Source organism: Methanosarcina sp., assembly GCF_049706645.1.
Lineage (GTDB): Archaea > Halobacteriota > Methanosarcinia > Methanosarcinales > Methanosarcinaceae > Methanosarcina.
In genome coordinates this window covers 13,038-38,872 of the sequence record NZ_JBNAKP010000003.1, presented here as the reverse complement: position 1 = coordinate 38,872, position 25,835 = coordinate 13,038, and the positions used below count along the sequence as shown (strand labels likewise).

General features: G+C 42.0%; 22 protein-coding genes and 2 tRNA genes. 18 read left to right on the top strand and 6 right to left on the bottom strand.

Going from position 1 to position 25,835, the window contains the following annotated elements; translation table 11 throughout:
- Positions 1-34: 34 nt before the first annotated feature.
- Positions 35-107 (top strand) — tRNA-His (locus ACPK8D_RS00740).
- 289 nt (positions 108-396) lie between these two features.
- A complete protein-coding gene (locus tag ACPK8D_RS00735) occupies positions 397-2,124 on the top strand; it encodes a radical SAM protein (protein ID WP_424715930.1) in 1,728 nt (575 codons plus the stop codon).
- Positions 2,125-2,318: 194 nt separating this feature from the next.
- On the opposite strand, the gene ACPK8D_RS00730 is transcribed toward ACPK8D_RS00735, so the two are convergent.
- On the bottom strand, positions 2,319-2,729 hold the full coding sequence (locus tag ACPK8D_RS00730; RefSeq protein WP_424715929.1) for a superoxide dismutase family protein: 411 nt from the start codon (positions 2,727-2,729) through the stop codon (positions 2,319-2,321).
- Positions 2,730-3,661: 932 nt separating this feature from the next.
- Here ACPK8D_RS00730 and ACPK8D_RS00725 point away from each other — a divergent pair.
- Entirely contained in the window at positions 3,662-3,868 is a 207-nt protein-coding gene (locus ACPK8D_RS00725) for a hypothetical protein (RefSeq protein WP_424715928.1), read from the top strand.
- 373 nt (positions 3,869-4,241) lie between these two features.
- Here ACPK8D_RS00725 and ACPK8D_RS00720 read toward each other — a convergent pair whose 3' ends face one another.
- Positions 4,242-5,315 carry a hypothetical protein gene (locus ACPK8D_RS00720; protein WP_424715927.1) on the bottom strand — a complete coding sequence of 358 codons (1,074 nt, stop codon included), beginning with the start codon at positions 5,313-5,315 and terminating at the stop codon, positions 4,242-4,244.
- A gap of 1,165 nt (positions 5,316-6,480) precedes the next feature.
- Between ACPK8D_RS00720 and ACPK8D_RS00715 the strand changes: the two genes are divergently transcribed.
- The 3 genes from ACPK8D_RS00715 to ACPK8D_RS00705 all read left to right on the top strand — a co-directional run bounded on the left by ACPK8D_RS00715 (position 6,481) and on the right by ACPK8D_RS00705 (position 11,892).
- Positions 6,481-9,081, top strand: a complete 2,601-nt coding sequence (locus ACPK8D_RS00715) for a hypothetical protein (RefSeq protein WP_424715926.1) — start codon at positions 6,481-6,483, stop codon at positions 9,079-9,081.
- Between the two features lie 84 nt (positions 9,082-9,165).
- A complete protein-coding gene (locus ACPK8D_RS00710; RefSeq protein WP_424715925.1) occupies positions 9,166-9,930 on the top strand; it encodes a hypothetical protein in 765 nt (254 codons plus the stop codon).
- A 30-nt stretch (positions 9,931-9,960) separates the two neighbouring features.
- Positions 9,961-11,892: a PGF-pre-PGF domain-containing protein gene (locus ACPK8D_RS00705; RefSeq protein ID WP_424715924.1), complete on the top strand. Its 1,932-nt coding sequence runs from the start codon at positions 9,961-9,963 to the stop codon at positions 11,890-11,892.
- Between the two features lie 386 nt (positions 11,893-12,278).
- Here the strand turns inward: ACPK8D_RS00705 and ACPK8D_RS00700 are convergent.
- Together ACPK8D_RS00700 and ACPK8D_RS00695 are read right to left on the bottom strand one after the other, a co-directional pair.
- Positions 12,279-12,350: transfer RNA gene (locus ACPK8D_RS00700), tRNA-Gly, on the bottom strand.
- Between the two features lie 389 nt (positions 12,351-12,739).
- Positions 12,740-13,117, bottom strand: coding sequence for a hypothetical protein (locus ACPK8D_RS00695; RefSeq protein WP_424715923.1), 378 nt, complete (start codon positions 13,115-13,117; stop codon positions 12,740-12,742).
- 258 nt (positions 13,118-13,375) lie between these two features.
- Here ACPK8D_RS00695 and ACPK8D_RS00690 point away from each other — a divergent pair, with 258 nt between their 5' ends.
- The 4 genes from ACPK8D_RS00690 to ACPK8D_RS00675 all read left to right on the top strand — a co-directional run bounded on the left by ACPK8D_RS00690 (position 13,376) and on the right by ACPK8D_RS00675 (position 17,387).
- Complete coding sequence (locus ACPK8D_RS00690) at positions 13,376-14,110, top strand: hypothetical protein (protein ID WP_424715922.1); 735 nt, start codon at positions 13,376-13,378, stop codon at positions 14,108-14,110.
- A gap of 896 nt (positions 14,111-15,006) precedes the next feature.
- Positions 15,007-15,327, top strand: a complete 321-nt coding sequence (locus tag ACPK8D_RS00685) for a hypothetical protein (RefSeq protein ID WP_424715921.1) — start codon at positions 15,007-15,009, stop codon at positions 15,325-15,327.
- Between the two features lie 232 nt (positions 15,328-15,559).
- The gene (locus tag ACPK8D_RS00680; RefSeq protein ID WP_424715920.1) at positions 15,560-16,897 is read left to right on the top strand and encodes a DHHA1 domain-containing protein; all 1,338 of its coding nucleotides are present in this window, start codon (positions 15,560-15,562) and stop codon (positions 16,895-16,897) included.
- Between the two features lie 235 nt (positions 16,898-17,132).
- Positions 17,133-17,387, top strand: a complete 255-nt coding sequence (locus ACPK8D_RS00675; RefSeq protein WP_424715919.1) for a KEOPS complex subunit Pcc1 — start codon at positions 17,133-17,135, stop codon at positions 17,385-17,387.
- A gap of 161 nt (positions 17,388-17,548) precedes the next feature.
- Here the strand turns inward: ACPK8D_RS00675 and ACPK8D_RS00670 are convergent, their stop codons facing one another.
- Entirely contained in the window at positions 17,549-19,753 is a 2,205-nt protein-coding gene (locus ACPK8D_RS00670) for a lectin like domain-containing protein (protein ID WP_424715918.1), read from the bottom strand.
- Between the two features lie 596 nt (positions 19,754-20,349).
- Between ACPK8D_RS00670 and ACPK8D_RS00665 the strand changes: the two genes are divergently transcribed.
- The 4 genes from ACPK8D_RS00665 to ACPK8D_RS00650 all read left to right on the top strand — a co-directional run bounded on the left by ACPK8D_RS00665 (position 20,350) and on the right by ACPK8D_RS00650 (position 22,591).
- A complete protein-coding gene (locus tag ACPK8D_RS00665; RefSeq protein WP_424715995.1) occupies positions 20,350-20,625 on the top strand; it encodes a ferritin family protein in 276 nt (91 codons plus the stop codon).
- 255 nt (positions 20,626-20,880) lie between these two features.
- On the top strand, positions 20,881-21,369 hold the full coding sequence (locus ACPK8D_RS00660) for a DNA polymerase ligase N-terminal domain-containing protein (RefSeq protein WP_424715917.1): 489 nt from the start codon (positions 20,881-20,883) through the stop codon (positions 21,367-21,369).
- A 222-nt stretch (positions 21,370-21,591) separates the two neighbouring features.
- Positions 21,592-21,966, top strand: coding sequence for an STAS-like domain-containing protein (locus ACPK8D_RS00655; RefSeq protein WP_424715916.1), 375 nt, complete (start codon positions 21,592-21,594; stop codon positions 21,964-21,966).
- On the top strand, positions 21,959-22,591 hold the full coding sequence (locus ACPK8D_RS00650) for a type II toxin-antitoxin system VapC family toxin (protein WP_424715915.1): 633 nt from the start codon (positions 21,959-21,961) through the stop codon (positions 22,589-22,591). The genes ACPK8D_RS00655 and ACPK8D_RS00650 overlap by 8 nt, the downstream gene beginning before the upstream one ends.
- Positions 22,592-22,606: 15 nt before the next feature.
- On the opposite strand, the gene ACPK8D_RS00645 is transcribed toward ACPK8D_RS00650, so the two are convergent.
- Entirely contained in the window at positions 22,607-22,750 is a 144-nt protein-coding gene (locus tag ACPK8D_RS00645) for a type II toxin-antitoxin system HicB family antitoxin (RefSeq protein WP_424715994.1), read from the bottom strand.
- A 147-nt stretch (positions 22,751-22,897) separates the two neighbouring features.
- Here ACPK8D_RS00645 and ACPK8D_RS00640 point away from each other — a divergent pair, with 147 nt between their 5' ends.
- The 4 genes from ACPK8D_RS00640 to ACPK8D_RS00625 all read left to right on the top strand — a co-directional run bounded on the left by ACPK8D_RS00640 (position 22,898) and on the right by ACPK8D_RS00625 (position 25,765).
- The gene (locus tag ACPK8D_RS00640; protein WP_424715914.1) at positions 22,898-23,104 is read left to right on the top strand and encodes a type II toxin-antitoxin system HicB family antitoxin; all 207 of its coding nucleotides are present in this window, start codon (positions 22,898-22,900) and stop codon (positions 23,102-23,104) included.
- A 182-nt stretch (positions 23,105-23,286) separates the two neighbouring features.
- On the top strand, positions 23,287-23,601 hold the full coding sequence (locus ACPK8D_RS00635; protein ID WP_424715913.1) for a helix-turn-helix domain-containing protein: 315 nt from the start codon (positions 23,287-23,289) through the stop codon (positions 23,599-23,601).
- Positions 23,602-23,947: 346 nt separating this feature from the next.
- The gene (locus ACPK8D_RS00630) at positions 23,948-24,625 is read left to right on the top strand and encodes an ATP-binding protein (RefSeq protein WP_424715912.1); all 678 of its coding nucleotides are present in this window, start codon (positions 23,948-23,950) and stop codon (positions 24,623-24,625) included.
- Between the two features lie 333 nt (positions 24,626-24,958).
- Positions 24,959-25,765, top strand: a complete 807-nt coding sequence (locus ACPK8D_RS00625) for an HNH endonuclease (RefSeq protein ID WP_424715911.1) — start codon at positions 24,959-24,961, stop codon at positions 25,763-25,765.
- The last annotated feature ends 70 nt before the right edge of the window (positions 25,766-25,835 follow it).

The window sequence follows — 25,835 nt, the reverse complement described above, 5'->3', positions numbered from 1 at the left end:
AGGTTGCTTCAATCTGAAGTACCAGACCCCTGTGGCCGGGGTAGGGTAGAGGTCCATCCTGTGGCCCTGTGGAGGCTACGACCCGAGTTCGATTCTCGGTCCCGGCCCTAATTATTTCTTTTAAATCTTTATTTATCCTAACCTTAATCATTTCCCTTTATTTCTGCGACAATGTTGTTTTTACTTTTCTTTACCATTTATCACGGACGTTTTCCATACTGTTTCTAACATTCGTTTTTTAATTATGAACTCAAATCTCTGTAACACTTAAATCTTATAACTGCGCCTGCAAAGAAGATGGGGACGGGCATGGAAATCTCGATGTTATATGCAGTTTACCTGTAATTACCTGTAACTTATATCTGACTACACTGTATACCTTCGATTATCAAGCAAATGGAAACAAGAATTGACATGAAAGCACTCATTATAGATGGCTATGTTGACGAACCTGCCTGCCTTGGGGTTCCTCCCTACCTTTCTCCCTACCCGCGTTATATAGCAGGCGCTCTCAGGGAACGCGGGCTTTCCGAAAGGGACATTCACTACCTGACCATTGACACCCTGCGAGAAAACCCGCCCGGAGCAGGGGGACTTGCAGGAAAAGCGGACCTGGTTATCGTTATAGCAGGCATGACCGTGCCAGGTAAATATCTTCGGGCATCCCCAATCACGCCCGGGGAAATCGAGACAATTTTCCGGACTGCGCACGGCGTAAAGGTTATAGGCGGTCCTATCAGGCTCGGTTTCAGCAGCGAAGGCGGAAGGGCTGCAAAAGGCACTGAGGGAGGGATAAGCCTTGCAAGTGCGGTGCTTGCCAGAATGGATCTCGAAGCTTTTGTTTATGATCTTTTCAAGGACGGCATTAATGGAGTTTCTTCTGCAAAGATAAGAAATCCAGACTCTGTAGAGCACCGCTTCAGGACAACAGCCGAAATCGGGCGCTGGGGGCCCAGAGGAGCCTTTTTGGTCAGACAGCACCCTGATTTTCCTTACTGTATGTGCGAGCTTGAGACCTACAGGGGCTGCGGCAGACAGGTTCATTGCTCTTTCTGCACAGAACCTTTTTACGGGGCTTCCGACTACCGTCCCATCGAGGATGTAACTTTCGAGGTATCTTCCCTTTACTCCCATGGAGCCCGATACTTCAGGATCGGTCGACAGCCTGACCTTTTCTCCTACCACGGCACGGATACTGGAGGGCCTATCCCGAAGCCCGATCCGGAGGCTATTGAAAGGCTCTACAGGGGAATCCGAAACTCGGCTCCAGAGCTATCTGTGCTCCATATGGATAACGCAAACCCGATAACACTTGCAGCTTACCCTGAAGAGTCTGAGCAGATCCTGAAAACGATAGTTAAATATCATACAGCAGGAGACGTGGCAGCTTTTGGAATGGAAAGTGCCGACAGAGCAGTAATTGAGGCAAATTTCCTCAAGGCGACTCCTGAGGAGGTTTTTGAGGCGATCAAACTTGTGAACAGGTTTGGGGCCATCCGAGGTGCAAACGGGCTTCCCGAAATTCTTCCGGGTATCAATTTCGTGCACGGGCTGATGGGCGAGTCTAAGAAAACTTTCCAGTTTAATTATGATTTCCTGAAGGATGTGCTCGATTCGGGCTTGCTCTTGCGCAGGATCAATATCCGCCAGGTTATGGCTTTTCCCGGAACTCCGATGTACGGAAAAGACGAAGCCGCAAGAAAGCACAAGAAGCTCTTTCTGGATTACAAGGAACGGGTAAGAAAGAATATCGACCTTCCAATGCTGCGGCGTGTTGTCCCCGAAGGTACCGTACTCAGGGACATAATGTGTGAAATGCATGAAAAAGGGATTACCTTCGGAAGACAGCTTGGCTCATACCCTCTGCTGATAGGGATTCCTGCTTCCCTGCCTTTGCGGAAATTTACCGACGTAACGGTCACAGGACATGGGATGCGCTCGATTACCGGCATACCTTACCCTCTGCCTATCAACACCGCTTCTCCCAATCTCATCAGGGAACTTCCCGGACTTGGAAGGAAAGCTGCGGATTCGATAATTTCCGGAGTCCCTTATACTGACAGAGTAGACTTTCTCAAGCGGGTAAGTGAAGGAGATAAATTGATCCGATTTATTGAATTTTAATATTTTTTTGAAATTTCAATTATTAACAGGACTTACGCGGCTGAATTATCTTTTGTAAATTATATTAAAGTATTTCCTTCAATATAATAGGAGTATTATGTTATAAAAAATGTTTAAACAGCACGGGGTTATGGTCACGTGCGTGTTTTTTCTCTGCTGCTGGCCAGGTTCATACTCCTGCAAAGATAAAAAACTTATTTTTTCTCGATGACCCCGCAGATAATCCGCGCGCCACTATTGCCGGAAGGGTTGGTTATCTGATCGTCAGGTTCAGCATGAATAACCAGCGCAGTGCCGTTGGCTGTGAATAGTGTAGTAGGCCCGGGTGACAGCGTAACAAGGTCGGTGGTGATATTCATATCTCCTGTACCATTATTGCCTACTTCGAGATTAGGCAGGTCACCGGCGTGAGGGCCTTCCGGATTATTAAGGCCATGCTCTTTGCCCAGAGGGTTGTAGTGTCCGCCAGCAGAGGTAAATGATGGTCCTGTGCAGTCTCCTTTCTCATGGATATGGATGCCGTGCAGGCCCGGTGTCAGGCTTCTAACGTTGACATTGATACGAACCAGGCCGCTGCAGTTCTCGGTAAAGGTGGCCAGCCCCACGGTATTGCCCTTCGCGTCCTTCATGACAGCTGTGGCATCATGTGTAATATCTTCACGGGCATAGGCCGCAGTTGCAGAAATCAGCATTGTCGAGATTATCATTAGTAATATTAGTCCAGCTTTCATCAGCTTGTTCCCCCAGAAAAATGACAGTTTTGATGTAAAAGAAGCTTGCTCGTTAAAATCGTGGATGAGATGGATACCGGCCTCCCACCCAGTAAACCTAGGCTTAAGAAAAATAAATGCCAATATAATATAAAAACATTATTATAAAAACGTATTTATGTCCGGATTTCTGCAAATGGGTAATTATACAAGTATTGAAACGATAGCTTTGCTGGTTTACATAGAACCGAAAAAATTCGATTTGGAGTAACTATGGAAAAATGAGGCACGGCGCGGTGTCTTAGGGATCCAGACGTGCGATATGCACCAGGGGTGAGCTGACAAGCGGCGTAAAGGAGAGATGGGTGGCATAGCCAGGGGGCGAGGAAGATTCTACCATTCTATTAAATCTTATTTTTGGGCCAATGGTACATGACCACAAGCTTTGCACCCTTCATTTAGTCCTCAGACACCCGGTCCCTGACTCCTGTCTGGCTATTCAAGCTCTCTACGAGCGATTTGACGAGTTACACGCCAGGATCCGGCCTTTAACTCCGGTTGTGCCTTAAGCATCCGGTTGAATATTCTGTAATTAAGTTTTGATTTTATTAAAATTCGGATGCATCTGTCTATGCCGATACTGAATATTTGCAGCCCTCAATATTATCGGGCTCAGGGTTTGCCGTGGTCTCAGTCGGCTCTTACAGAGCTTTTTTACATTCATATTTTTTAGATCTCTAGAGCTTTTTTCAGACAAACACCTATTTATCCAATCGAGAATCATTTTTACTCGGGATTTTCGGAGGGGTTCTTTGAAGGGGATTTTGTTGAGCGAAAGCGCGGAAAATTTATACCGAGTGAAAATTGCTCTTCAGCTCAGTTTCATTGTCTGGGTCATGCTCGTAATTTTCATGTTCTATGCCACATTTGAGGCAACGGCCAGAATGTACGGCACTTTTTTGTTGCTGTTTATGGTAGTCATCTTCACTCCTTTCCTGCCGGACGGGGCAGGTTACGAAGAAGGAAAACCGTAATAACTTCAGAGTAAACCGGATTTTCCGCTATCAGTATAGCTTCCAGCACGGAGAGCTCTCAAATTTTACTTTTTTGTAAAAGGTTTCTTGATTGTCTCAGCCGCAAAGCTGTAAAGTCCTACTATGGCTCCAAGAATTAAAATGACCTTTAAAGGGAGGTTTGAAGCCAGAAAGTGCTGCAAAAGAAGTTAGAGGGAAATCAGAAGTCAGGACTACGATAATCGTAGTGGTCATCAGCAGGTATTTCCCCGGCCTGCTCCCTAATAAGACTTTCTGCTTCGGATTACCAGTACTATAAGCGACTCTGAAACAACCTATTCCATAAACCAGCCTGTCTATTATCGTTTCACTATTAATTATTGCCTGCCTTCTATCAAGCCTCCCTAACCCTCAAGATCGTGGCAAGTTCCTGTCCTTCACTTCCAATGGTTGAGAGTTCTCTGGAAATTTCCGACTTCTCAAGGTATTTTTCTGTCCTGATCCCTCCGGGCTCTTCGATCTTGATGGTAATTTCTCCTTCCGTATATCCTTTTTCAAGGCATTCCGTTACCAGTTTTCCGTATATGGAAGCTATTAGCTTCAAGCAGTCAAAAACTCTATTTTCTTCAATTACGTTTTTCCCGTCAAGCATAATACGCCTGAGCCTCTCTGATCCCACGGACTCCGTTAAGAACTCCTTTAGCTTTACTATGAAAGCATCGACCGAGTCCCGATTTAAGGCCGCAGCCAGCTCTTCGTCTCGTGTAATCTCATAATCCCTGTGCATAATCAGGAAGGCTTTCTCATCCGACGAGATAATAAACCTGTTTTCCGCGTCCCTGTCTTCGAGCACGGTTCTAAGGTTGCTTCCCTCATACTCGATATTCGCGATATAGAAGTCGGATACATCGAGCCTCTTTACTTTTTCCTCCCTGGATAGGATCCCGCTCTTTGACCAGATCGGCAGAGTCAGGTTTTGCAGGTCTTTTACCTTCAGAGTATCCTGTGTAAAAAGAAGTTCGAATTCGTACTGCATGTTGTCAACAAAACCTACCTGCTTTCCCCTCAGTGTTTTATCCTCGATGAAAGCATAGTATGTGTTTTGAGCTCCATAGATACTGTCTTCAAAAAAAGGACCAAGAGTTGAGAGTATCCTTGTATAAAGCTGCTGCGTTTCCATGAGGTCCAGTTTATTCTCCCTGTCGAGCTCTGTAAGTTTTTCATTTTTCTTTGCCAGCGCCATGGTTGAGAAGGTTTCAAGAGTTCTCTCCTTAACCTCAAGAATCTCAGTTGCATCTACTCCTGCTGTGCGGCTTTCAATACAGTTCCTTACATCCTTCTCAAACATGTCTATTTCTTGAATCCTTTTTTCGAAAATTGCAAGCTTTTCCCGGTTCTCATCTTTTATCGTGATAGCTGATTTTTCCAGAGGTATGACTTCCTTTGAAACCCTTATAAAGTCCTGCATGTCCTGGATAAAGTCTCTCTGGACCGGAAAATCGGTAGAATCCTGAAAAGTATATCGAATTTTAACTCCCCCATTCCTTCCACTAAAAATCGTTTTTATTTAAATTATGCTTTTTCAACACTTTAAGTTTGTGAGCTTCCACTTCGAAAAGGATAGTACGGTTTCTCTACCTTACACTTTATAAATTACAGAAACTTCTCTCATACTAAAGCCCTATATTCCCTAAAACCCATAATTTACAAATTCTTTACTCCCTATACCCTGTACGCTAAAACCTTATACTCCCTAAATTTGTACTCGCTAGATTCTATACTTCCTAAAATAAGAGTTTTCTACGGATGCATAATGCCTTCATTCTCTCTGAAGAATCTTTTATTCTAGCTCCTATACTTTTAAGGTCTTAAACCCTCTTAATTTTTCCTATAAATTTCATATAAATGTAGGCCTTTCTAATTCCTACAATATAAATAATTTTTATCAAAGAACGTCGAATTCTTTTTTAGTACTAACTAAATTTAATTATTCTATTCTGTCAGAAAGATTTATATCAGTTATTGTGCAATCTTAGCTATATTATCGTCATAAGATAATATGCGGAGATTTGTACCCTGAATTAGAGTTAAACTCTTGCAGTCGGTGGAAATTTAGTTTATGCCAAATTTACGCCTTGCGATAACAGGTACACGTCTCATGCTCAGTGCTGATCACTCAGCCTGCGAGAAAACGGGACCAATTAACAACTTACCTGATAACAGCAAGAACCTGTTAAGCTAGCCAATGAGGCTACTACTTGCCGCATCAGGATCAGATGTTACCCCACTTCTACTAAAAACGAGTTAAGGAGAAGCGTTGGGTTTCTTGTCAACCGAACAGATAGGAACATTATCAGTTTAATTATATAGAGGGGGTTGGGTTGAAAAAATAGGGGTAAACTATAAACTGCAATTGTCAAACAGTCTTTATTTATTTAGTAATTGAGCCTCCCACTAACTCAATATTAATGTACTGTTTGGCGAAGACTTTTTAATGGCTAAGATCTGCTATATCTTTCAACTTAATAATTTTATTAAATAACAGATAATATTCAATGTTTAAACTGGAATAAAGTTGGATATTTGAGGATAAGGTGCAGAACATGAAACAAAGATCAATACAATTTAGTGTGTTGCTCATGATATTCCTTCTCTCTGGAGTAGGAAATGCACTTGCAGAAACAGAGAGTTTTGCATTTCAAAACATGAGCGCCAATGTTACCTACAGCGCAACCGGTTTCGAACCGGGAGACACTGTAAATATAACTGCAGATTTCAATAAATCTGTCGATCACGCAAATATATCGATCACTTTCAATCCGAATTTTGACCGCAGTAATCCAAATTTATTAGTGGGCGCTAGTGATGAATTTTTAGTAACTGACGCTCCTATGACTGCAATAGATGAAAATACCTTTGGCTATGACTCTCAGATTCCACAAGACCTGATGGGTCTTTTCGGTGTTGATATCTCTCCATTTGACGCTGAAGGAAATAATCTGCTGGGTGATGACGGTGACGGGTATTTTTCAGATCCTGATGGATTTGAAGTTGATCCGTATATAGATATAATCAGCCCAACCTCCCAGTTTGCCAGCGAAGAGTGTGTCAAATTTAATTTCACTGCATACGATTATTCTGGATACGGTCAAACTGGAAGTCAAGTTACCTACACTTTCTACCTCGATGGTGTCGCAAAGAATAACGGGGTTATAACCTCTGGCGCATATAAAAAACTTGAGTTTGAGCTGGCTGACGGTTATCACACATGGGAAGTTAGAACCAGGGACAGTAACGGACAAACACACACAACCGGCTCTCGTGCTCTATATGTGGACACTAAATGTCCCAGTGTAAAACTTATTACCCCTCTGGATTGCTCCAAAGAGGTAATAAATGATGCCACTGAATTCAACTTCACCTGTGAAGATGCTTTAGCTGCTCAATATAATAATCTTGGCCTGTCATATATACTGTACATAGATGGACAAGTTGCTATGGACGCTTACGGAAATAATATTACCGGGACTGCAAAGTCTGGAATTTCCGTAACCCAGGAACTTTATCTTGATGATGGTGCTCACAACTGGTCGGTTTCAGTTTGGGATGGAGCCGGAAACAGCGTTACAAGTGAAGTCCGGAAATTCTATGTGGACCTTAACGGGCTTACAGTCTCCCTCGTTTCTCCCGATGGAGGGTACGTTTCCGCAAACCCGACATTCAACTTCACTGTTACGGGAAATAGCGGGGACGGATCCATGTTACCTTTCGATAGCGAGGAAGAATCCGTGATACCAGGAGCAGGACTACCTTTCACCTACAAACTTCTCGTTGACGGTAAAGAAATAAAGGCAAGTTGCGACTGCGACTGCGACTGTGACGGAGGATATACAGGTGACGAAGGAGAAAATGGCTGCGTGGGCTGCTCGGGAGAAAAGTGTGACGGGAGTTGCTTCGTCGTCGGTAAAGACGTCTATTCCATAAAAGCTGCGGTATCAGATGGATTTAACAAAAACTGGACAGTAATTATTACTGACAGCACAACCGGCAAAACCTACCAGCCTGATCTAAAATCTTTCTCAGTTGATAGTGTTGCTCCGGCTTGTGTGGCAAACCTGAATATTGTAGATGCACCTGGTTTAACTTTCTGGCAATCTATAAGAGATTATCCTGGGCTGATGGTTAGCTGGAATGCAAGCACCGACAACGATCTTGCCAGTATGCCATATGAAGTCTATATCAGCACATTTAAACCAAGCTGCATTGAGGATATGCAAAAAGTAATTACAGACGGGTCAGAGACTCACACAGACGGGACAGATACTCCAAACCAGAAGTTAGAGAATTCAAGCGTTACGGAACTGTGCATTGAAGCACTTGAAGGAAAAGATCTTGTCTATGGCAAGGACTACTGGGTAGCTGTTATTGCTCGGGATAACGCCAGCAACTACAACTCTGCTTTCTCCATGTGCGGGCCTGTGCAGACATATGAAGATATGGATATCACGCTTGAACAGGGCTGGAACCTTAAATCCGTACCTAAGAAACTTGTTGATTCGAAGGCCTGTCCTGAGGATGTCTTTGGCAGTGGCAGCACAGTTCTCTACTGGGACGGCTCATGCTGGCAGTTCCCAAAAACAATCGAACCATGCAAGGGTTACTGGGTCTACGCTAAAGAGCCTCTCATGACCAATGTCAAGTTCAAGGGAATGTCATCTGACAGCACTAGTCCTGATGTACCTGCCTCTCTTGTTCTCAAGTCAGGATGGCAAATGATAGGGCACACCTCTTCATACTATGCACCCTGGTCAACAACTCTGGCTTCGCTCAACGAATTCAATACCGATAATGCTGAAAACTACAAGTTCTCCAACCTCATCACTTATCAAAATAATGAAGGTTGGGGCGGCATAATCCCTGGTATAGTTGTTGAGGACGGAACTGTGGTTCTTAAATACATTGGTGGCGCTGATCCCAGGCCAGTTGGAGCGCTTGAGACCGATAAGCACATGGTTCCCGGACAGGGCTACTGGATCTTCATAAAGAATGAAGGTACCTACGCATCCATAGAAAATTCGTACAAACCGAAAGTAGGCCAGACGGGCGATGAAGGTCTTCCGGACGGCTTTGAACTGCCGGACGGCTTTGAACTGCCGGAAAACTTTGATATGAATGATCAGTCTACGTGGCCGGAAGGCTTTGAGGAACTCCTTAACGGATTTCAGCAAGCCTAATTTCCAGAACAACTGACTGTTCAGCCTGTTCAGGCTGAATGGTTCTTTTTCTTTTTGTTGTTCTCGTATAATTGGAGGTCTACAATGAATAAAAAATTAAAAAATGGCCTTTTAGGAACATCCGTACTACTGCTGTTTTTCCTGGCCTTCTCCCATGGGTGTATGGCAGCAGCGGATGTTCCTCCATCCCCCCCGATACTTCCGATGACAGTAACAGGGGCTGCTCTCATTGACGGCACGCCTGCTCCCAACGGGACTGTCGTTGCAGCTTATCTTAATGAAAAGGAGTGTCTTGCAAATACCTCCTCAGGAAATTACTCTCTCTTTATTCCCGGTACTGCTGAGGACATAGGAAAACCGGTTACTTTTAAGGTGGACGGAAAGGCTGCTTCAAGCAACGTTGCCTGGGAATCCGGAGGTATGGTTACCCTCGAACTGCCTGATGGTAAGGCAGTTTATTCTGAGACTGCTGGAATTGACTCAAGCAGCAATTCGAATACCAATTCAAGTACCAATTCGAATAGTAACTCGAATAGCAACTCAAACAATAATTTAAATACTAACTCAAATTTGAAAACAGGTTCAGAACCTTTAACAGAAAATAAAGAACAGGGAGTTTCCGCAGAGGGTTCCAATGTCGATGCCATTGAAAGTTCAGTCCTTGAGCCGAACATGACAGCTTTGAAAAATACGAGCGCAAACTCCGAAGACAAAGAGGCAGTAGAATCTTCCGAAAACTTCCCTAAACCAGAGAGTACTCCAGGTTTCCTGATTGTTTATGCGGTTGCAGGCATACTTCTGCTTGCTTTTGGATCCGATTTCGGGAGGGGATCTAGAAGGAATCCCTGAAGGACTTTTTCAAAAAAGTCTGCATGATTAATGGTAAAATTTCAAGGTGACATGATGACGATCAAGGACAAACGTTTAAAAATTTTAGCATGCCTGGTTATTCTGCTACTGGGCATGTCCCTTGTTCCGGCTGCATCTGCCAACAGTGCTTCTTCTACTATTCCTTCTATCCCCAACGTGTTTGAAGGAAACCTGAACGGAGATGCTGTAAGTGCGGGTCCCGGAATCATAATCTCTGCATATATAGATTCAAAGCTTGTTGGCTCGAATCCTCTTATAAATACCGGAAAGTATCAGGTGGCAGTTAACGGTACCGAGCAAGATAACGGAAAAGCGATAACCTTCAAGCTGGCAGGCGTCCCATCCGAGCCAGTTTCCGTAATCTATAATCACGGAGCTGTGCCGGTGAAAATTGACCTGACTTTCAACGGAGATTTTATACCCCCGACTATAGAAACTTTATCTGCGTCCCCTAAATTTATTCTGAATGAAGGAAAGGATTTCTCAGCTGTCAGGGCAAAGGTTATAGGTAAATCCTCTGGAGCTCCATCAGTGACTCTTGACCTTACCCCCATAGGACAGGGCATGGTTTCATTGAAGCCAGAAGGTGGAGACCTCTATTCCTATGATATAAAGAGTACTGTACCAGGTAAGTTCAAATTCGTCTTTACGGCTGCGAACCCCTCGGGAAGCAGTGCTATAGATGCAGACAGCATTTCTATTACCGTACTGAGTGAAAGTCAACTCGCGACAGAGTTCGGAGGTGCTGACGGGGTCTTCTCTCCTGAGGAAATTAAGAGTCTTGTGAGTAATAACGATATATCCAGCGGAATCAAATATGCAGTTCTGGGTACATACTTTGCCAACGCTTTATATGACGCCCCGATTTCTGCAGGCAGTGCGGGAAGAGCTTTCCCTGCTACGGTCAGTCCCGGTCAGGAGTTCCAGGTAACAGTCAATGTAGCTAACTATGGTGCTGCCGGTCAGGTCCTTGAAAAGCTTCCTGCTGGCTTCACATTTGTTAAATCTACCCTGCCGGAAAAAGCTGTAACCGTAAATGGCAGTGAAGTTTCTTTCCTGCTCATAGGTGAAACAAGCTTTAGTTACACCATGAAAGCTCCGGCATCAACCGGTGGGTATAAAATTGTAGGACTTTTAAGAGACATCAACAAAGCTGAGTCCTCTGTCACTCCTGCTGACTGTTCCATTACTGTCAGTCAATCTTCCAGTGGTGGTTCAGGCGGCAGTTCAGGCGGTTCGGGCGGCAGTTCAGGCGGTTCAGGCGGTTCAGGCGGTGGAGCAGGCGCTTCACAGGAGCCCCAGAGCAATGTCGAGGCCAAAGAACTGTCCCAAAAATCTGTCACCGCCGGGAAGCACATAAAGTTCGAGTTCGCAAAGGGTGCAACCTGCATAAGATATGTGGAATTTGATGCCAAGAAGAGTCTTGGAAAGGTTACTACTATTGTTGAAATGCTGAAAGGCCAGTCCAAGCTGGTTTCTAGCCTGCCTGAAGGCACGGTCTATAAGAACGTTAACATCTGGGTAGGTTCGGGAGGAATCGCAAATTCCAATAATATGGAAAATGCAGTTGTTGGCTTTAGAGTCGAAAAGGCATGGCTAAAGGATTGCGGCGCTGACGAATCATCTCTGGCGCTCTGGCACTACGATAAAGCCTGGAGCAAGCTTGAAACCAAAAAGGTTGGTGAAGACAGCACCTATGTCTTCTTTGAATCCAGGACTCCGGGTTTCGGCTCCTTCACAATTTTGGTACCCGGTGAGAAGATAGAACTGGAATCTTCCAATCAGGCAGACACCAGCTCTTCCAACGCTTCCGAGAGTCCGGAATCGAACCCGGCATCTGATGCACAAAAACCCTCTGGCTGGAGATCCATCCCGGGTTTTGAATCTGTAATAGCCATCGGAGTCCTCGGAGCTGTGTATCAGGTCTTGAGAAGGAAGTAAAAGAAGTACTGAATATATAAACAAATTTCAATTTTAAGCAGCCTCTAAAGCTGCTTATCTTTCTTTTTTAACTCTGCCATCCAGCAGTCTCCTGCTTTCTCACAAGCATCTCTTCTGGAAAACAGTAATTTTACATTACCAAATTTATATTTCTAATGTAATAATCATCTACACAAACCTCAGGTTCCAGTTCCATAATTGAGGAAACAACTGAGGGCAGGGAAAACTCAAATAGACTATATAGCTACATGCTGATCGAGAAAGTTCAAAATTAATTTGCTCAAGCACAACCGTTGGGCCGCAACCGTTGGGCCGCAACCGTTGCGCCGGTTGATCACGCCGTAGCCAGGGGGTTTTGATCAAACTTTTTTTAAAAAAGTTTGCAATACATCAGCCGGGATTCGAACCCGGGTTCGAGCGTTGGCAACGCCCGGTGATGACCGCTACACTACTGATGTTCGAAGTTTACAGGATGCTCTGCCGCTTTTTTAGAGTATATATTTTCTCATTAATTAGGTTGACCCCTGATAGAATTTCGGGGCATGTGTTTTATATCACCTATATTTTTAAGGTATTTATGTACTTTTGTTTATTACTATGGGAGCGCAGAGGGTCACGAATACCCTGACCTTTAGAGGCTGTTCGACAATTATTGGTAGTAATAAAAAATACTGAAAAGAAAGCAAACAAGAGCTTTAAATCAAAAAAGAAGAAATTCTTTTATTACAGGAGGTAATTGTCGGACAGCCTGTTTAGGGTGGGGTGGCCGCCCGCAATTTGATTTTAGAAAACACAGGCGGTGTTATCTGTTACAAGAAAATAGTAATAAAGATTAAGCTACATACGTTTATGTTACGAATGGGCTTTTATTTCTTATCATAAACTCTTTATCATTAGTATTATAGTTTCTAGTTCTATTATCATCATTATCCGATGTTGTCGGTATATCTGACCTTTGATCTGAATTTATATTTTGCGTTACATCATTAGTAATTGTAACTAACGGAGCATCATTATATCGTTGTTCTGAGTTATTCGTGGGTAAAAGGAATCCAGCAATTATTATGAGAATGCCAACACAAAATAGATATTTTCTTTTTCCTGCAGGCACCTCAAAAGATATTCTACCATCTTGATAACTAGCAATATTAATAAATGAAAAAAATATAAAAGATAAACCTCCAACTGTGAGTGCAGTTGAACTATCAGGGAAATTAATATCCATCCTTATTCTCCGGAGTTTATAAACAAGAGTTTTAATGATTCCACTTTTTTTTCGACCTTTATAATGATAACTATCAGCTTTAAGAATAATATCTTATTTTTATGTTTATATACAAATTTCAATTATATTCTGAAGAATATGGCTACTTTAATCCAAACATTTCTAAATAAAACGAAAAATTTAATTATAGAAATTACATGAAGTAGTTAAGGACATCTAGATATTTATAAAGGAGTGTAGAACTATAGGTGTGGAAATATGAACATTGATTACCCAGAATTAAAAAGGAATCAAAGAGGTATAACTTTGGAAGTTATTAATACTAAGAGAGGAGCCCCTTTGTTAATTGGTGTTACCATAATTATTGTTATAACTTTATTATTCGCAGCTAGTTCTGGTTGTGCTACAAAGGAGCCACAGAATATAAGCACTACTAACATCATTTCACAAACAGCATCAGCAGAAAAAGAATCAAGCGCAAAACTGGCGTCAGAATCAGCAATGGAAGATGTATCTGGGGAGAATTTACCAGCAACAGAAGAAGTGTCAGCAGAAAAGGAAACACAAACAGAAATACCAAAGGCAAAAACAGATATAGAAATTGTCCATCCTGTAAAAGAAACTCATTGGAAAGAGAATATAGGTGGAATCGCAAAAAACATTCCGGATGGATATGAGCTATGGATTATAGTTTACTCTCCAGAAAAACAACAGTATTACCCTTATTCTAGTGTAACACCTGAAATCAACCAATGGGTGATTAAACCAGTTATTATTGGATTCAAGAGTGACGATTATAAAGTTTTTGATATAATAGCAGTACTAGCAGATAAAAATGCTCAAAATGTATTCAATAATTATCTTGATAAAGCTGCAGAAAGTGAGGAAAATATCTATTCACAAGGTTTATATCTTATTCCAGAAAGCGCTAAGGAATATGACAGAGTAACTTTAACAAGAATGAGTAGTTGGAATGATAATACTATAGATTAAGTTTTCAAATTTGATAAATTAAAGGCACTTTAAATAGGTGCATTTAATTATTTCTTTTTACATTAATGGTTTTTATTCTCAGACTGTATAGAGCCTTATAATTCAGTGTATAATTTCACACAGTAAGAGCAGTTATATTTATGGTAATTTCCATTAACTCTGACTGTGTTTGCTGTGAACCTAACAAGAATTAATCATACTACAGCTTGTTCTTCCAATAAGTGACCCTGGCCTAATAGGAAGTCAACGATTTTACATAGCATTATTGTTGTCTGTGACTTATAAATGATGCAAGGGTCATTGATTGCAAAAGTCACTGATTAAAACTTTCCCTAGCTGGTCACTAAAGCCATTTAGAGGACTGCGTTAAAAACTTCGGAACTGCTAAGGGTATTTATATATCTTTTAGTCAAAAAATAATAGGTATTTAAAAGGTCCATCCAGATTGAGAGTAGATATTGGGGTTAATATGTGACCATCCTTAGAGAAATAACGTAAATATGAATCACATTTCGCGCAATAACTGCTATTGAAAAATCATCAAAAATCGCCTTTTATAATTACTGGTAATAAATCATACATGTTTCATTCCGCGCAGTAACTAACGCTGAAAAACCATTTTTGATTTGGCGATATAAGAAAATATTACAATATTCTAACCCGTTGCAAAAAAGTTTTAGTTGTTGATAGGATGCAAAAAATACCGCAAAGTTGGTGTTCGTAGTGCCCGTACCACAATATCTTAAAATGCAAACTGAGAGCCTTGTTATTTTGCTTAAATCATATGTTCCTAAAATTGAAGAAAATAATTAATTCTTAACAAAATTGATAAGATTTTACAGGGGTCCGACGTAGTAAAACAATATATATTACTCAATAATCTGATTCCACAGATAATGGATATACAAAGAACAAGTTTATTTTTGAAAGAAATTAAAGAATCAATTTATGAACTGCAGAACCCACAAGAGTATCTTGATATTATTTATACGGATCTAAAAGAAATCAAGGATTATATGCTTGGAATGAAATGGCAAATCGATGAAGTCCTTTCTAAAATGAATATGCCTTCAAGTACAGTGACTCAGAAACTTGAGATTGCCATTCCGATAATTCCAACTGTTGCTTCATACAAGGTAGAAGCGGATGTTCCAAAATTTGTGACTGACAGAAAACGCGAGTTGAATAACCTGTTTTTGAGACTAAAGAAGAACTAACATTAATAATTTCTTAAAAGGAAATGTGTTTTCTGTTTTCCGTTTTTATAAAGTTAAACCGATCGAAAACATTTTATCTGTCACGTAAAAACCATTCGGTTACTGAATGTACAAAGTTTTATATTATCAAGCCAGTATAGACTGGCATCCTTTATGCTCTGGCAGCATGTATTAAATCAATATTTTAAATCGGTCTTTTAACTTTACTACTGAATTTTTTGAGTGATGGATTTTGAGTGAGCTTGAGAAACTGATAAATCTTGCAAAAAATGCAGCCGAAAAAATCCGGAAATACAGATTTGCGCGCATAGTCTCACATAATGATGCTGACGGGCTGACCTCAGCCGGGATAATGGCACAGGCCCTGCTGCGGGCAGGCATCTGTTTCCAGCTTTCGATAGCTGGAAGGCTGGATGAAGCTTTGATTGAAGAAGTGAACCGGAGCATTTCCGGGGAAGAACTTGTTATTTTCTGCGATATGGGCAGCGGGCAGCCTGAACTTATTGGTAAGGTAGCAGCCGACACTATAGTGCTCGACCATCACCAGCCTGTAGGGCAATCTCCGGCAAAGGCAGTTGTAAACGCCCATCTGGTAGGAATCGATGGGGCTACTGACATCTCGGCTTCTGGAACCTGCTACCTGGTAGCCAGAGAACTGGCAGCCGATAACGTTGACCTTGCGGGGCTGGCCATTGCAGGTGCAATCGGAGACAAACAGCTTTTTCACACGGCCAACGCCTTCATTCTGGAAGAAGCCTTAAAAGCAGGGGTCGTGTCTATCCGAAAGGGGCTCAAAGTAGGAGATGGAGACCTTGTAGACGTGCTCGCATACACTACCGAACCTTTCCTGGATATAACCGGTTATCCTGAAAAAGTTAAAGAATTTCTGGGCCAGCTCGGGCTTTCCGGAAAGCTTGAAGATCTGTCTGAGGAGGAAATCTCCAGGCTTGCCAATGCTGTCGCCCTGAAACTTGTCAGGCAGGCAAGCCCGGAGGCTATTGAGGCTGTTATAGGAGAAGTCCTACTCCTGAACCGGGAGCTTGTAAGAAACGTTTACGATTTTATCTCTATTCTTAACACATGCGGAAAGCAGAAAATCTATGGGCTGGCTGTCTCTCTCTGCCTGAAAGACCAGGAGATTGTCAATGAAACCCTCTCTCTTAAAAACGAACACGGGAAGAAACTCACACTGGATATCCGGGAAAATGTGGAAAAAATTCGCAAAGGGGAAAATATCTGGTACGTTATTACCGTTGATGCCCTTTCTACAGGCAGCCTTGCAAGCACGATTGTCCGCTACCTTCACCCCGAACTTCCCTTTATCTGCATAAACGAATCCGAAGGTATCCTGAAAGTCTCTGCAAGAGGCACCCGCGAACTTGTCTCAAAGGGTCTCGACCTTGCTTTCGCCCTAAGGGAAGCCGCAGGTGCAGTCGGCGGAAGCGGAGGTGGGCACAGTGTAGCCTCAGGTGCTGCAATCCCTCTCGGGAGTGCAGAGGAATTCCTCAGCATTGCAGACCGAATCATAGGTGAACAGCTCCGAAAGCCCGGAAAAGGAAAACCCAGATAAAAAATAAGAAGCCAGCAAAGAAAAAACAAAGAGAATAAAAGAAAAAACAAAGGAAAAAACAAAGAAAATAAAAGAAAAAGAAGAAATAAAAAGTAGAATTCTGGACAGAAGAAAATGAAAAAGCCAAGTAAAACGATGGAAAGTAATAATAAGAACTCAAAAAACACGAATTAAAAAAGAAAAAAGAATTAAAAAAGACAAAGATAAAAAGCTGGCAAAACGATGAGGGCTGCTTATGAAAATTACAGGTACAATTGTATTTCCGGATCCCGAATCAAGAAGATCCGCTGCGAGAATTCTGCAAGCTCTTTCTCCGGATAACCTTCGAAGCATGGAAAGTGAAATCAGTGACGCGAGAGTTTGTGTCCGGTTTCATTCTGAGAAGATAGGTTCCCTGCTTGCAACTGTTGATGATTTTCTCATGAATGTTAAAATAGGGGAAGGGGTCGAAGAGGCTCTGGAAAAAGGAGATAAAGTCCGGCAGAACTAAATTTATTTCCCAGTTTTTCTTTCTTCCCTTTATTTTCTTTCCTTTTTCTCCTTTTTACCTTACTCCTTTTCCTTTTACCTTTTTTCTTTATTTTCTCTTTTTCTTTTTTCTTGTTTTTTTCCATTTTCTTCTTTACTTATTTCTCTTCTTTGCCCCCGATTTTATCGAGAAAACCGTCCCTCCCCTGAACCTTCCCGCCAGAGAAGTATGAGTTCTTTGAGCCTCTCACTCGTAAGCTTAGCTCCGGTTTCAGGGATTTGCAACCCGTTGCGGTAGATATAGATAGCTTCCTGCAGTTCTTTGGTACTTATCTTTTCCCCTTCCTGCGAAGCCGGGCTATCCCAGGGATTCCAGGTGCGAACTGTCCAGTTCCAGTTCTGTATAACTTCCTCATCTCCGGTTCTGGCAACTGCCGTGACGTTATAAAATCCCGGGGAGCGGATTATCTCCGAGTATGAGCCATTCTTAACAAGAGCTTCGAAACTCCTGTTTTCTCCGTTAAGGTACCAGCTTACATTACATACATAGTTTGTACTGACACTGAATTCCTGCCTCTCTCCCTTGTAGGTTGTAATATTCCCTCCTGGGCTGGCTGAGTTAATTGAAAGAGGAACCACTGTTATATAACCGGGTTTTGTCCTGGTGTCAGATCCTTTACTGTTACCGACAGTCAGATAAACGGTATAATTCCCGTAAGAGCCGTAGGTATAGATTGGGTTTCGGGTTGTTGAGTCGATTTTCCCATCACCGTTCATATCCCATTTCCAGGAAAGGGCATTGCTGGAAAGATCTGTGAACCGGACTGTAAGAGGGGACATCCCTGCTGTAACGTTTGAAGTGAAATCAGCTTCAGGAAGTACATTACTCATTGTGAAAGCTTTAATGCAGAGGTTTGCTTCCACGTTGCCGGATACGTCTTGCAGGTCTTTCCATCTGACCCCATCAGGGCTCACAAAGCTTTCACCGGGATTGGCCCGTGCCTTGCTGCTATACAACGGTACATACTGTTCGACTGCAAGAGGACCTGAAGCTGAAGGGTTAACATATCTTATAACTATTGAAAACTTCTCTCCGGCATGTAGTGGCACCGTCGAGTTCAGCACATGTGTATGATATCCTGGCAAGGGGTATCGGCCGTATTCCTGTGCAACGAATCCCTGTCCCGAATTAACAGGGCCGGAAAGGGGATTTTTATAAACGTATATTTCATAAGCCGTGTTAATGTCCGTAGTATAGAACCCTATGGCTTTGAGGTTTTCAGTCCTTTCCGAAGAAAAAACATTGCCTCCCCAGGCAACCAGGCTTCCTGGATACTCTTTTGATGCTATCCATCCCAGAGGATCATACTGGTAGACGTTGTCATAATTATCCTGACTTTCGGCTGTGAACACGGCATTTTCATCGTATCCCAGTTTTGTGTCATAGTAGGAAATATAGAAGTATCCGTCCTCCCCCCAGGTATCACCCCAGCTATTCTTCACTATAAAAGCCCCGTCTCCTGGAGGAACGTGTGCAAACAAGTTCCTGTCAAAAGAATCGTTCCAGCCCACAATGGTTACGGCATGGTTGACAGACGTGCTCCCGGTATATCGGTAAGTATGATTTTTTCCCTGATAATATGCCAGGTTCCAGTACATTGTAGAGTACACGGCCCCGTATTCCAGAAGTGCCCTTTTAAGAACCTCGTTATCCAGAGCCCCTGTCCTTCCAGGTGGGAAAAGTGCCTCTTGTATGTGTTTCTGGACGGGAAGTCCTGAGGGCGAATAGGTAGAGGAATCATTATAAGGGTCCTGGAATTCATTTACAGGTCCGCTCCAGCGGGAAAGGTATGCTGTTGATATTAATGCGTTACCACCTTCATACGGAGTAAGATCAAAACCCTGCGGATAACTGCTTGAGACAAGGTTTTTCATGTTGTTTTCGGAAAAATCATAGCTTTTTCTCTCTTTTCCCAGGATGTAAGATTCAAGAGAAGCAATAGTTGAAAAGGCCCAGCAGCTTCCATCCCTCCCCTGATTCTTTGCGGCTGTAACTTTCCCCTCCTTGCGCAGATCATAAACAGGCGGAAGGTCAGAACCCGAAGCTTTCAGTAAAAGTTTTCCTTCAGGGCTTGCAAGTCCTGGCAGATTCACAGGCGAGGGCTTATACCCTGTACCTGAAATCTGTCCGTTCTCATCCCCCAAAGACAAAGATTCAATCGGGGAAGGCTGCAAGCCTTCCAGAAAGTCGGGATTCATTGGTGCCGTTTCAATTGCAGGTTCAAGCACGGATTCGGCAGAAGATGTGCAGTTCTGCGGCATTTCAAGATCTTCGGCACTTGCTGCAGCAAAACCCAGGCTGCCCGGCAGGCACAAAATCAAGACCATAAATGCAGGCAGAAAAAATTTTATTTTTTTAAGCAGGGAGAACTTTATTGTTTTCAAGATTTTTGGCCTCAGTTAGATCGTCTCCCGATCAGCCTTTAGAAGGTTTTTAGGATGCCCGGGATGTAAATCTTTATCATTATTTTATAACTGACTTATAGAACTATTTATGAAATTTGTCTATAAGTCTTTTTCCAACTGAGTATAATTTTTTTATTATAAGGCTAGACAATTCTCTTTGTATAAAGGCTTCATAGAGGCTAAAATGGGCTACAATTTCGCGAAAAAGTCGTATTACTTTTTAAAGAAGGGCAGTGCCAGTTAGTATAGAAAATTAGGCTGTATGAGTATTCAATTTTTAGTTGTATTTATCTATACTTAATTTCAGTTAATTAATTTTAATACACTGTCCAATTTCGGTTAATCAATTTTAGTTAATTATTTTAGTTAATTAATTTCAGTTAATTGATTTTAGACACTATCTAATTTTAATTGGCCAGTTTTAATAAATTCTCGGATTGAAACGATTTTTCCAACAGAAAGAAACATTACTCTTGCCTTTCCATACCTTATAGGGCATATTTTAAGGGGGTGAAAACCTGCTTTCGGAAGTACTTGCAGACCTTGAGAAAACCAGACCTGAAGACCTTGATAAAGAAATCCTTAGAGCTGCCATGATTGCGGAACTGGATGCTATCAACATTTATGAGCAGATGGCAAACCTGGCGAAAAGCGAGGAAATTCGTAAAATCCTGCTTGACATCGCCAGGAAAGAAAAAATCCATGTAGCGATGTTTGAAACCGTACTGCTGCAAACCGACAAAGAGTTTTTGAGAATCTATTCAGACTATGCTCTGGCTAGAAGCAGAAAATAAGTTCTATTTTCTACGTTTTTTGCATTTTTTCCTTATTTTTTTTATTTCTACCCGATACTTACCAGATTAGCCTGAGATAACCAAATTAGCCTGCCATAACTGAATTAACCTTTCATAACCGAATTAACCTTTCATAACCAAATTAACCTTCCATAATAAAATTAGCCTGTCGTAGTCAAATTAACCTGCCATAACCGAATTAGCCTGCCATATTAACCTTTATCTTCCCAGGACCATATTTTCTATTGATCCTCCATGCTTGAAGAGTATGAAAAGAAGAGACACTTTAAGAAGACTCCTGAGCCGTCGGCCAGTGATTTTAATAAAAGTTCCGACAAACCGATTTTTGTGGTTCAGCGCCATAATGCGCGCAACCTGCACTACGATTTCCGCCTGGAGATGGATGGTGTTCTTAAAAGCTGGGCTGTGCCAAAGGAGCCCCCGAAAGAGGCAGGCACCAGACGGCTAGCTATCGAGACTGAAGACCATCCTCTGGCATATGCCGATTTTGAGGGGGAAATTCCGGCCGGGGAGTACGGAGCCGGCAAGGTTGAGATCTGGGACAGGGGAACTTTTGAGCTTTTGAAACGTGAGGAAAGGGAAATTGTGGTGACGCTTAATGGAGAGGAACTGAAAGGAGACTACGTTTTGATCCGGACAAAATATGGAAAAGGGGAGAAGGGCTGGCTTTTCTTTAAAAGGGCCGACCGAGGGCCAGATGAAGGCCGACTGAAGGCCGACTGAAGGTCAACTGAAGGTTAACTGAAGGTCAACTGAAGGTCGACTGAAATGTATTTGTGAATACTCTTGCCGCAGTGCAAGAGTGAAGGTATAAAAGTAGTGTGTAAGTGTGAAAGCCTGAGAGTGAAAGTATGAAAATGAAATTATTGCAGTAAAGGCAGGTTTTGAGAGGCATGATTTCGGGCTCAGACCCTGAGCTTTTTAAACCATTATGAGTATAAGCATATGGGGATACTTACGGAAGAAAGGGTAAAAATCAATGTTTTTGAAACTGCCGGGGAAAACTGCTGCGTTGCCTCCTGTGACGGGCAGAAGGTTTACGACCGAATTACGGCTGCGCTCTGCGAAAACAAGCTTATAGAACTTTCTTTTGCAGAGACTAGTGAACTGACGCCTGCCTTTTTGAATTCGGCAGTAGGGCAGCTTTACTGCTGTTTTCCCGCAGAACAGATTGAGAACAACCTCTTATTCACGGATATCTCCGAGGAAGACGAGACTATCCTTAAGAGGGTCATCGAGCGGGCGAAAACCTATTTTGACCATGCGTACACCTGTAGAAAGGCACTGAAAGACGTGCTGGGAGGAGAAGAGGATGCGTAAAAGCGTTCATCGCGCAGTCGTCTATCCCGTAAAACGCCGCCCAAGGCTTCGCGCCGGGGGAGCCCGGCCCGCAAAACCTGTTCCTGTAAAAGTGCATTCCATAGACAAATACGATTTTCCCGAAGGCAAAGGCTACTTTTTTGACACCAACATCTGGCTGTATATCTACGGCCCTATAGGCTGGCCTGACCAGCGGTCGGATGCCTATTCCAGGGCCTTAAGAGAAATCCGAAACTCCGACGGCACGATCTACATAAACTGCATGATAATTTCGGAATTCATCAATGCCTTCTCCCGAATCGAGTTCAAACAGCAGACCGACTTTACAAGGTTCAAGGAATTTCGAAACTCTCTGGCCTTCCGGGCAATAGCCCAGGAAATAGCCTTCAACGTGAGAAAGATTCTCAAAAGCACCCTGGCCTGCGACCCCGAACTGCAGGCCATAGACCTTCCTGAAGTCATGGACCTTTTCGAACAGGGTAAATACGATTTTAACGACCTTCTCTTTGCCCAGATATGCCGTGCAAAAGATATGATTTTCGTAACCCATGACAAAGATTTCAGTGAACTCGGAGTCGAGATCCTGACCGCAAATGAGAAGTTGATGGACACCGGAAGAAAATAACTATTTTTTAGTTTCTTACTTTTCAGGCTTAACTCCAAGGTAAAGTTCAATTGCTTCCTTTACTCTCCTGTTTAATTCATCAAGCGTTTCTGCCTGAGTATGGCAGCCCGGAAGTTCGGGAACAGAAGCTACGTAAATTCCATCTTCGTCCTGTTCAATAACGACAGAATTCTCTCATCAGGCTCATCCTCACTTCACACAGTAATTATTTTTCAATTTCAATTCTCCAGAGATTACGGATTGGAGTAAGCAATGCGAATTTTGGAATTAAGAAGTATATTAATATCAAAATCCCAATTAATATCTATGCGGTTTACAATTAAACTTGAAGAGTCCGATGATGGAGGCTATACCGCCCAGTGCCTTGAAATTCCTGCCGCTATCAGTGAAGGAGATACTAAAGAAGAGGTGCTTGAAAATATCAAGGAAGCCATCCAGCTTGTTCTGGAAGTCACGGGTGGAGAGGTTCAGGTAAGGGGTGAGATTTATACGGTGGATATCTCTTTTGTATGATTTCCAAATCTAGAGGTTAACTATTATTGGTTATCAGGTTTAACCTCAAGGTAGAGTCCAATTACTTCTTTTGTTCTCGTGTTATCTTTTTAGGTTTGAAGTGCAGGTATTCAAGCAATCCGCATCTTTTATAAGAACTCAGTTTTATCTTAGACCGCACGATTGTTTTGAAGGTACTTTCCATGAGTTCTTATTTCCAGTTGAAAGAGTCTGAAATTCTCGAACTTAAGAAATCTACAGCGCAGTTAAAGCCAGCAGTGATTTCAATAGCTGCAATGCTTAACAAGCATCAGGAAGGTAAATTATACTTCGGGATTAAGGACGATGGGACAGTTGTGGGGCAGGACGTCGGGGCAGATACTTTGAGGACTATTTCTCAGGCTATTTCGGCGCATATAGAGCCAAGCGTTTATCCCGTTATCCGGCAGGTAACACTTCAGGGAAAGTCCTGTATAGAAGTTAATTTTCAGGGAAATAATGTTCCATATTTTGCGTAAGGCAGAGCCTATATTCGCACTTCTGATGAGGACAAGCCCCTGAGTGTAAAAGAACTTGAAAATCTGATCTTAAGGAAAAACAAGAATCAGTTAAAATGGGATCGGGCAGTTTGTAAGGAAGCGAGCCTGGAAGATATTAGCGAAGAAAAAGTCAAGTTCTTTGTAAAAGAAGCAGGAAAAGAGTACCAGGGACTGGAAAATTCCCTGAAAAAATTAAAGCTTGCAGAAGACGGAAAATTAACAAACCCGCAGTAATCCTTTTCGGCAAAAAACCAGAGAATTTTTTCCCTAATGCAAGACTCAGGTGTGCAGTTTTTGCCACTGGTGATACGTCTTATATTACGATATGCAGGATTTTACAGGCGATCTGTTTTACCTGATCGAAGAAGCAGAAAAATACATCCTCAAAAATATCCACATTGGCATGAAAGTCGAAGGCCTGAAGAGAACCGATGTGCCTGAGATCGATAGAGAGGCAATAAGGGAAGCTATCATAAATGCTTTCTGCCACCGAGATTATTACGAATACGATTCAGTAAATGTGGCTATCTTCAAAAATCGCGTGGAAATCCGAAACAAAGGCTTACTTTACGGCGGGCTCACGATCGAGCAGATCAAAACCGAAATGGTTTCCGAAAGAAGAAACGAACTGATAGCCGAAATTTTCCATGAAATCCACTGGATAGAAAAATGGGGTAGGGGAATAAGTCTGATTCTCTCAAAAGAGCCTGGTGCCGATTTCAAAGAGATTGGGACTCAGTTCATTGTCACATTTAAGAGGAAATACCTTGAAGAAGGTGAAGAAAAGGTCGGAGAAAAGGTCGGAGAAACTCTAACCCAAAATCAAGAAACGATACTTAGTTTGATTAGAGAAAACTCGCGAATTTCAGCCAGGGAACTCTCCGATAAAGTAGGCATTCCCGCAAGAAAAGTTGAAGAAAATATTTCTAAATTAAAGAAAAAAGGCCTCCTCAGAAGAGTTGGTCCGGCTAAAGGCGGCAACTGGGAAATTCTTGAAAAGTGAGCTTCTGGATAAATATCTTTTTTAAGCGATGGGCTTACCTTCTCAATGCCCGGCAGGTTTTAGATTCCTGTGAAAAGTTTCATGGCGAAAAGATCAAACTGAATTAAATGTTTCTGGCCGGCATTCGTGAGAGAAATCTTTTATAACACTGCGGAAACGGTCGAAATTTCTCTCAATGCCAAAACTCAACAAGTTACTAAAATTATTATATAACAGTGCTTTTATTAAACATCTTTTCTTCACTGTTTTTTAATATACAACCATAATATCGTTTTTATAATTCTGTCAACAAAACCAAAAAACTTATTAATTTAATAAGTTTTTTCGTATTACATGCTACTTTTCAAAAATTCAGCTAAGACTATGGAAGGTGTTCTAAGTAACGCAAAACACGCTACAGATGGAAAGCCACATTATGTCAAACCGGGCGATATAATATTGATAGCTCAAACTAAAAGCACGTTACTGCCTGGACAAAAACCAATAAGATGGATAATGAATTTTGTGTCTTGTGAAGAGGATGTAAATAATCTAAGCGATAAAATCTGGGGTAAGCACTGGAGATATTTAATAAATGGAAATAATGTGAGGTCTGTGGAGCCTTTCGATATAAATGATATAAAAATTACTTCAAAAAATTACGATGCAGTTCAAACTTATGCTATAATTGAACCTGAAGATGAAGAAGAAGTGCTTAATTGGATATCTGAGCCTATAAGCACTTATGTGTATGATGCCGGTGTATTCTCAAATGAATTTAAAGAAGGAAAAACTCTAGATTATGATGAACTGATTCAAAAATTAGATCTGAAATATAAAAATACACCTAAATTTAAAGAAACTATAACTGAGCTAATACAAAGACCGACTTTACTATCTAATGCCATCAAAGAAAAATATGGATATAAGTGTATGATCTGTGGATATCCAGGATTTTTGAAAAAAGATGGAGAGAAATATGCAGAAGTTCACCACATGATAGAGCTAAATAAAAAAGCTCCAGAAACACTTCAGAGCTGGAACTTGCTAGTTGTTTGCCCACTTTGTCATAAGAAGCTTCATTACGCAGATGTGAAATCAGATTTTTTAGATCCCGGCTGGAAAATAATCATTGACTGCGAAGAACATATTATTAAGTGAGATTTCTTTCATCAGTGTTACAAAATCATCTTTCGATGAAATTTCATCGAATTCCGTGCCGTTGATGAAT

Excerpts from the sequence above, each read along its gene's own strand:
- ACPK8D_RS00640 (WP_424715914.1), top strand. The coding sequence starts at position 22,898 with ATGCGGTTTACAATTAAACTTGAAGAGTCCGATGATGGAGGCTATACC.
- ACPK8D_RS00705 (WP_424715924.1), top strand. The coding sequence starts at position 9,961 with ATGGTAAAATTTCAAGGTGACATGATGACGATCAAGGACAAACGTTTA.
- ACPK8D_RS00670 (WP_424715918.1), bottom strand. The coding sequence starts at position 19,753 with ATGGTCTTGATTTTGTGCCTGCCGGGCAGCCTGGGTTTTGCTGCAGCA.
- ACPK8D_RS00625 (WP_424715911.1), top strand. The coding sequence starts at position 24,959 with ATGCTACTTTTCAAAAATTCAGCTAAGACTATGGAAGGTGTTCTAAGT.
- ACPK8D_RS00650 (WP_424715915.1), top strand. The coding sequence starts at position 21,959 with ATGCGTAAAAGCGTTCATCGCGCAGTCGTCTATCCCGTAAAACGCCGC.
- ACPK8D_RS00685 (WP_424715921.1), top strand. The coding sequence starts at position 15,007 with ATGGATATACAAAGAACAAGTTTATTTTTGAAAGAAATTAAAGAATCA.
- ACPK8D_RS00710 (WP_424715925.1), top strand. The coding sequence starts at position 9,166 with ATGAATAAAAAATTAAAAAATGGCCTTTTAGGAACATCCGTACTACTG.
- ACPK8D_RS00675 (WP_424715919.1), top strand. The coding sequence starts at position 17,133 with ATGAAAATTACAGGTACAATTGTATTTCCGGATCCCGAATCAAGAAGA.
- ACPK8D_RS00660 (WP_424715917.1), top strand. The coding sequence starts at position 20,881 with ATGCTTGAAGAGTATGAAAAGAAGAGACACTTTAAGAAGACTCCTGAG.
- ACPK8D_RS00720 (WP_424715927.1), bottom strand. The coding sequence starts at position 5,315 with ATGCAGGACTTTATAAGGGTTTCAAAGGAAGTCATACCTCTGGAAAAA.
- ACPK8D_RS00635 (WP_424715913.1), top strand. The coding sequence starts at position 23,287 with ATGAGTTCTTATTTCCAGTTGAAAGAGTCTGAAATTCTCGAACTTAAG.
- ACPK8D_RS00630 (WP_424715912.1), top strand. The coding sequence starts at position 23,948 with ATGCAGGATTTTACAGGCGATCTGTTTTACCTGATCGAAGAAGCAGAA.
- ACPK8D_RS00690 (WP_424715922.1), top strand. The coding sequence starts at position 13,376 with ATGAACATTGATTACCCAGAATTAAAAAGGAATCAAAGAGGTATAACT.
- ACPK8D_RS00695 (WP_424715923.1), bottom strand. The coding sequence starts at position 13,117 with ATGGATATTAATTTCCCTGATAGTTCAACTGCACTCACAGTTGGAGGT.
- ACPK8D_RS00655 (WP_424715916.1), top strand. The coding sequence starts at position 21,592 with ATGGGGATACTTACGGAAGAAAGGGTAAAAATCAATGTTTTTGAAACT.
- ACPK8D_RS00735 (WP_424715930.1), top strand. The coding sequence starts at position 397 with ATGGAAACAAGAATTGACATGAAAGCACTCATTATAGATGGCTATGTT.